The sequence below is a fragment of the Micromonospora sp. NPDC049107 genome, from assembly GCF_040648595.1.
Lineage (GTDB): Bacteria > Actinomycetota > Actinomycetes > Mycobacteriales > Micromonosporaceae > Micromonospora.
Genome location: NZ_JBEZEC010000006.1, coordinates 436,689 through 442,941, shown reverse-complemented (window position 1 = coordinate 442,941; position 6,253 = coordinate 436,689). Strand labels below are relative to the sequence as shown.

At 66.1% G+C, this 6,253-nt stretch carries 3 protein-coding genes; 1 reads left to right on the top strand and 2 read right to left on the bottom strand.

What is annotated here, in order from left to right; genetic code table 11:
• The first annotated feature begins 357 nt into the window (after positions 1-357).
• Entirely contained in the window at positions 358-1,980 is a 1,623-nt protein-coding gene (locus AB0B55_RS17890; RefSeq protein WP_357172272.1) for an AAA family ATPase, read from the top strand.
• Between the two features lie 244 nt (positions 1,981-2,224).
• On the opposite strand, the gene treZ is transcribed toward AB0B55_RS17890, so the two are convergent.
• The gene (gene treZ, locus AB0B55_RS17885) at positions 2,225-3,949 is read right to left on the bottom strand and encodes a malto-oligosyltrehalose trehalohydrolase (protein WP_357172252.1); all 1,725 of its coding nucleotides are present in this window, start codon (positions 3,947-3,949) and stop codon (positions 2,225-2,227) included.
• Positions 3,946-6,252: a malto-oligosyltrehalose synthase gene (treY, locus tag AB0B55_RS17880; protein ID WP_357172251.1), complete on the bottom strand. Its 2,307-nt coding sequence runs from the start codon at positions 6,250-6,252 to the stop codon at positions 3,946-3,948. The genes treZ and treY overlap by 4 nt, the downstream gene beginning before the upstream one ends.
• Position 6,253: the final 1 nt, after the last annotated feature.

Genomic DNA, 6,253 nt, shown 5'->3' with positions numbered 1-6,253 from the left:
GGCCTTCCTGCATCACTACAATCACCACCGACCCCACACCGCCACCGGCGGCCTACCACCCATCACCAGGTTGACCAACCTCCCTGGACAGCACAACTAGGCGGTGTCGGCATAGCTGATCGGCTGAAGATCGAAGCAACATCGATACCGAATAAAATTCCCTTCGCATTCGTTTCCGAAATTGCGTTAGTGGGAGCAATAAACGCGGACGGCGATCAGACGCGGACCCTGTTTACGGTTAGTTCCGAATCAGCGCTCGAACTGCTATCACGACGACTTACCGGGGAGCGTGCAAATTCCCAAGCTTCTGAACTGCTGGCAATCGGCGCCCGGCTCGATTCGGAAGAATATCAACTAATGAAGCGGGAGATGGACGAACGAGGCCGAACTAGTCGTGGACGCTATCTCAGGCACTCCTTCACTAGCGGCTCGCAATCGGGATTCGAGGTGGAGGATGCCATACGGCGATCAAACTCATATGTCGAGTTTCGTCGGAACCTGGAGGCACTAGCCGCATCTGCCGAAGAAGCCGCTCGTCAAGCGGAGGTCGAACCACTCCAAAACTTGGTTGGCACATTCTCTGGCGAGGCTGCCGTTATTCCAAAGTACGCACTGTCCATCTTGGAACGCGTAGCAAAACTAAGGGTTCTACATCTTCGTGACCGTCGCGACCCGGTTGGTCGAGAAGAGGCGCACCGCTTACTTGCGCTGAAAACACGGCGCAAGGGTCCTGAGGTATTACGCAACATCCAGGAGACGGTCCAATCTTTGCTCGGAGTTAGCATCGACGCGTTCGAGAGCGAGCACGGAGAAAGTCGAGCCGAAATGGATGTAGATGAGATCTTAGTTGAGATGAATGGGGCGGGTATTCGAGAGGCCCTGCGCCTTGTGCTAGACAACGAACTCGGCTCTCCAGACCTGCTGCTAGTAGAGGAGCCTGAGGTTCACCTGCATCCCGCCTTAGAGGTGAGCATGCTTCGCTACTTGAAGGCGGCCAGCGCTCGCACGCAGATCTTTGTTACAACACACTCGACAAACTTTCTAGACACCTCCGATATGCGTAATGTGTATCTTACTAGGCGGGATCCGTGGGTGACCGTCAGCTTGCTCGATTATGAGCAAGCCGAAATTGCCGTCCCGGAAGAACTCGGCATTAGATTGAGTTCGCTTTTCATGTACGACCGATTGGTATTCGTAGAGGGCGCCTCGGATGAAGCAGTGATTCGAGAGTTGGCACCCCGAGTAGGTGTGAATCTTGGGCAAGCGAACGTAGGATTCGTAGTGATGGGAAGTTCTCGAAACTTTACTCATTATGCTAGCCGTTCGACGATCGGCCTTCTTACCAAACGGCGAGTGAGTATGTCTTTCATCCTGGATCGAGATGAATCGAGCGATACCGATGTTGCCGCACTCCGCGCCCGCTTAGATGGCGCCGCCCACGTTCACGTTCTTCAGCGGCGTGAGATGGAGAACTACCTAGCCATCCCCAGGCCACTGACCGAATTTATACGAGAGAAGCGACGGCTCCTGGGCAGAGATTTCAGCGATGTGACTGAAGAATTGGTTACCCAGAGGCTGACAGAGTGCGCCGACAAGCTTCGACAGCTTGCGATCGAAAAGAGGGTCATTCGAGCAGCATGCCAGCCGGTATTCTTTGACCGTGAAGTCATCCTCGACGACAGCACCGGCGAGAGTTTTTCCGATCGAGTGGCTGAGGAACTTCGCCGCCAGGCAGAAACGTTGGGTGCACGAGCAGCAGAAACGGAAAGTTTGCTGAAAGAGGAAGAGAAAATGATCAGTAGGCAGTGGGAGGGAAGAAGACTAGACCTGGTTCCAGGTGATGAGCTCCTTGACTCCGTGTGTCGCGAATTCGGCGTCAGGTTCAAGAAGCGCCACGATGGGGTAAGGATCGCGGGTCTTATGCATGCCACAGAAGTGCCAGTCGAACTCACGCAGTTACTGCGGCGACTGGTCGCCTAGTTGTTGGCAGTTGCCGGAACTCCCCCATCTCAGGACCGGCTCACGCGCGCCGTCAATCAGAGTGGCAGCGGGTATCGCGCCTGCTGCCACTCATATTAACCACGCGTTAATTCGTATCACAATCGAAGAAGCGTGTTCCTACGCTAGAAGGCCATCGAACGACGCACGCATAGACGCAATCCACATGGACTCGACCGATACCCGTACCGCTGACGCACGCGTCCGAAAGGTCAATAAACTGTGCTCACAACGCCACAATCGCCGCAGTCTCCGCTGGCAACTCGATCCGGTCCCGCATCACCGTGACGCCCTCGCCCGTAGCCAGCAGCACCCGCCGAGCCACCCCAGGCAGCGACACTCCCTGCCCCCGCCCAGCGAAGTTGGCGACAACCAACGTGTCCCCCCGCCGCATCAGCAGGAACTGGTCCCCGTGCTGCACCGACACCGCGTGCATCCGAGGATCCGACAGGTCAGCCACCGACCGCCGCAACGCGATCAACCGCTGGTAGAACGCCAGCATCGACGCGTGCTCGGGCTTGTCCAGCTCGGCCCAGTCCAACCGCGACCGAGTAAACGTCTCCGGGTCCTGCGGGTCGGGCACGTCCCCCTCCGGCCACCCGTGCGACGCGAACTCCCGCCGCCGCCCGGTCCGCACTGCCGAAGCCAACTCCGGCTCAGGATGCGACGTGAAGAACTGCCACGGCGTGGACGCGGCCCACTCCTCCCCCATGAACAGCATCGGAGTGAACGGTGCCGTCAACAGCAGCATCGCCCCGACCCGCACGAGCGCGGACGACAACGACGCGGAGATCCGGTCCCCGGTGGCCCGGTTGCCGATCTGGTCGTGGTTCTGCAAATAGGCGACCAGCCGGTGTCCCGGCACCCGCGAGTCGAGGGGCCGCCCGTGATGGCGGTTGCGGAAGCTGGACCAGGTGCCCGCGTGGAAGAACCCGCCGGTGAGGACGTCGGACAGGGTCTCCAGGGAGCCGAAGTCCCCGTAGTAGCCCTGCCGCTCCCCCGTCAGCAGCGTGTGCAGCGCGTGGTGGGCGTCGTCGTTCCACTGGGCGTGCAGGCCGAACCCGCCCGCCTCCCGGGGCGTGATGAGCCGGGGGTCATTCAGGTCGGACTCCGCGATCAGCGACAGCGGCCGGCCCAGGTGCGTCGACAGCGACTCGACCTCGACGGCCAACTCCTCAAGCAGAGGGACAGCCCGGGTGTCCGGCAGCGCGTGCACCGCGTCGAGCCGCAGCCCGTCGACGTGGTAGTCGCGCAGCCACATGAGCACGCTGTCGGTGATGTAGCGGCGTACCTCGTCCGAGTGCGGGCCGTCGAGGTTGATCGAGCGGCCCCAACTGTTGCTCTGCTCGGCCAGGTAGGGGCCGAACCGCGGCGCGTAGGCCCCGGAGGGCCCGAAATGGTTGTAGACGACGTCGAGGATCACCCCCAGCCCGCGAGAGTGGGCGGCGTCGACGAACCGTTTCAGGCCGTCGGGGCCGCCGTAGGGCTCGTGCGGGGCGTACCAGCAGACACCGTCGTACCCCCAGTTGTGTTCGCCGTTGAAGGCGTTGACCGGGAGCAGTTCGATCATGTCGACGCCGAGGTCGACGAGGTGGTCGAGGCGGTCGATGGCCGCGTCGAAGGTGCCCTCGGGGGTGAAGGTGCCGATGTGCAGCTCGTAGAGGACGCTGCCGGGGAGCTGGCGACCCGTCCAGGAGGAATCACTCCACTGGAACGCGAGATGGTCGTAGCGGCGGCTCGGCCCGTGCACACCCGCAGGCTGCCACGGCGAGCGGGGGTCGGGCAGCGCGGTTTCGTCGTCGTTCAGCAGAAAGGAGTAGTCGGGGCCGGCCCCGGGCACCTCGACGGTCCACCAGCCGTCGGCGGCGGCGCGCATGTCGTGGTCGGTGTCGCCGGCCAGGCGTAGGCGTACCCGGCTGGCGTCCGGTGCCCAGACGGAGAATGTGGTCATGACGAGGCCTCCTCGGCAGCGGTGGGAGGAGCCAGCAGAGCAACGGGATAGTCCGCGAGGAGATTGTCCAACGGGACCTCCCCGCCACTGTAGACCCGGCCGGTGAACAGGTCCTTCACTTCGTTAACGCCGAGCGACAGGGCTGTGTCACACCAGCCACCGGCCCGTGCCAGGCCGAGCGGCAGCCGGGTCGCGACGGCGATCACGCCACCCCGGTCGAACGCCACCACGTGCCGGCCGACCGGGCCGTGCGCCGGCACCGGCCGGTAGGTGGTGAACAGCTCCGGGTGCGCCCGCCGCAGGCGCAGCGTCCGCGACACGACGAGCAGCTTCGCCGCTCCGTCGGTGTCGACCGGGGGACGCCAGCCGCCGTCGAGCCGTGCCAGCATCTCCCGGCGTACGTCGAAGTCGACCGGCCGCCGATTGTCCGGGTCGACCAGGGAGTTGTCCCACAGCTCGGTGCCCTGGTAGGTGTCCGGGACGCCGGGCATGGTGAGTTGGATCAGCTTCTGCCCGAGGGAGTTGCACCAGCCGGCCGGGGCGATCGCGGCGGCGAGTTCGGTCAGCTCGTCGTGCAGCGCCGGGTCGTCGTACATGCGGTCGATGACCGCGTGCATGGCCTGCTCGAAGCCCGCGTCGGGGTCCGCCCAACTGGTCGAGGCCGCGGCCTCCCGGGCGGCCTTCTCGGCGTACGCGTGCAGCCGCTCCCGCTCGATCGGCCACGCGCCGACGGCCGTCTGCCAGAGCAGGTGGGCGAACGCCGGGTCGGGCAGCGGCGCGTACTCCATCCAGGTCTTGACCTGCTCCGCCCAGCGACCCGGAAGCTCGCTGAGCACGGCGAGGCGGGCGCGCACGTCCTCGCCGCGCTTCGTGTCGTGGGTGGAGAGGGTGGTCATGCTGGCGGGCCAGCGGACCTGCTGCGCGGCGGCGTAGCGGTGGAACTCGGCCGGCGGCACCCCGAAGTGGGCGGGGCTGCCGCCGACCTCGTTGAGCGCCACGAAGCGGGTCCACCGGTAGAAGGCGGTGTCCTCCACGCCCTTGGCCATCACCGCGCCGGTGAGCTGCGGGAAGCGCTTCGCCAGCTCGTCGTCGGGGTCGCGCAGCCGGCGGGTGATCGCGTCCAGGGCGCCGGTCAGGTCGGGTCGGCGGCGGCCGGCTTCGGAGCGGGCGGCGGCGAGGTGCCGGGCGCCCTGCGGCGGATAGCCCCGGTAGACCGGGAACACCGCGGCCAGCTCGGCGAGCGCCGCGCGGGCCTGCTCGGTCGGCACCTCGGGCGCGAGCGCGGCGAGCCGGGTCAGCTCGGCGGCGAGCAGGTTGGTGGCGGCAGCCAGCTTCGTCGAGTGGGTCAGGTCCTCCCACGAGGTGCGCTGCCCGGTCAGCCGGGTGTCCAGCACGGTGAAGTCGCCCTCGGCGTCGGTGTCGACGAAGAGGCCGTTCACGGCGGCGAGCGCGTCGTACCCGGTGGTGCCGTCCACCGGCCAGTCCGGCAGCTCCTCGCCGTACTCCAGGATCTTCTCCACCACCAGCCAGGCGTCCGGCGCGGCCTCGCGCAGCCGCGCGAGGTAGCCGGCGGGGTCGCGCAGGCCGTCCGGGTGGTCGACGCGGATGCCGTCGACCTCGCCGTCGGCCGCCCAGCGCAGGATCAGCTCATGCACGGCCGCGAACACCGCCGGGTCCTCCACCCGCAGGCCCGCGAGGCCCGCGATGGCGAAGAACCGGCGGTACGTCAGCTCGGCGTCCCCGCGCCGCCAGGAGACCAACTCGTAGCGCTGCCGGTCGTGCACCTCCCGGGCGCTGCCGTCGCCCGTGCCGTCGGCGATCGGGAAGCGGTGCTCGTGGTAGCGCAGCTCCCCGTCGACGACCTTGAGGTCGTCCAGGGCGGCCGGGTCGTCGGCCAGGACCGGCAGCAGCAGCCGGCCCCGGTCCCAGTCGATGTCGAACCAGTCGGCGTACGACGAGTCGCGCCCCCGGCGCAGCACGCCCCACCAGGCCGGGTTGGCCGGCGGTACGGCGACCCCGGCGTGATTCGGCACGATGTCGACGACCAGGCCGAGCCGCTTGTCGCGCAGGGCGCGCACCAGCCGCTGCCGGGCGGCCTCCCCGCCCAGCTCCGGGTTGACGCTCCGGTGGTCGACGACGTCGTAGCCGTGCTGCGAGCCGGGCGTGGCGGCCAGCAGCGGGGCGGTGTAGAGGTGGCTGACGCCGAGGTCGTCCAGGTAGTCGACGATCGCGGCGGTGGCGTCCAGGTCGAACCCGGGGCGGACCTGGACGCGGTAGGTGGCCTTGGGAGGGGTGGCCGGCATG

Excerpts from the sequence above, each read along its gene's own strand:
- AB0B55_RS17890 (WP_357172272.1), top strand. The coding sequence starts at position 358 with ATGAAGCGGGAGATGGACGAACGAGGCCGAACTAGTCGTGGACGCTAT.
- treZ (WP_357172252.1), bottom strand. The coding sequence starts at position 3,949 with ATGACCACATTCTCCGTCTGGGCACCGGACGCCAGCCGGGTACGCCTA.
- treY (WP_357172251.1), bottom strand. The coding sequence starts at position 6,252 with ATGCCGGCCACCCCTCCCAAGGCCACCTACCGCGTCCAGGTCCGCCCC.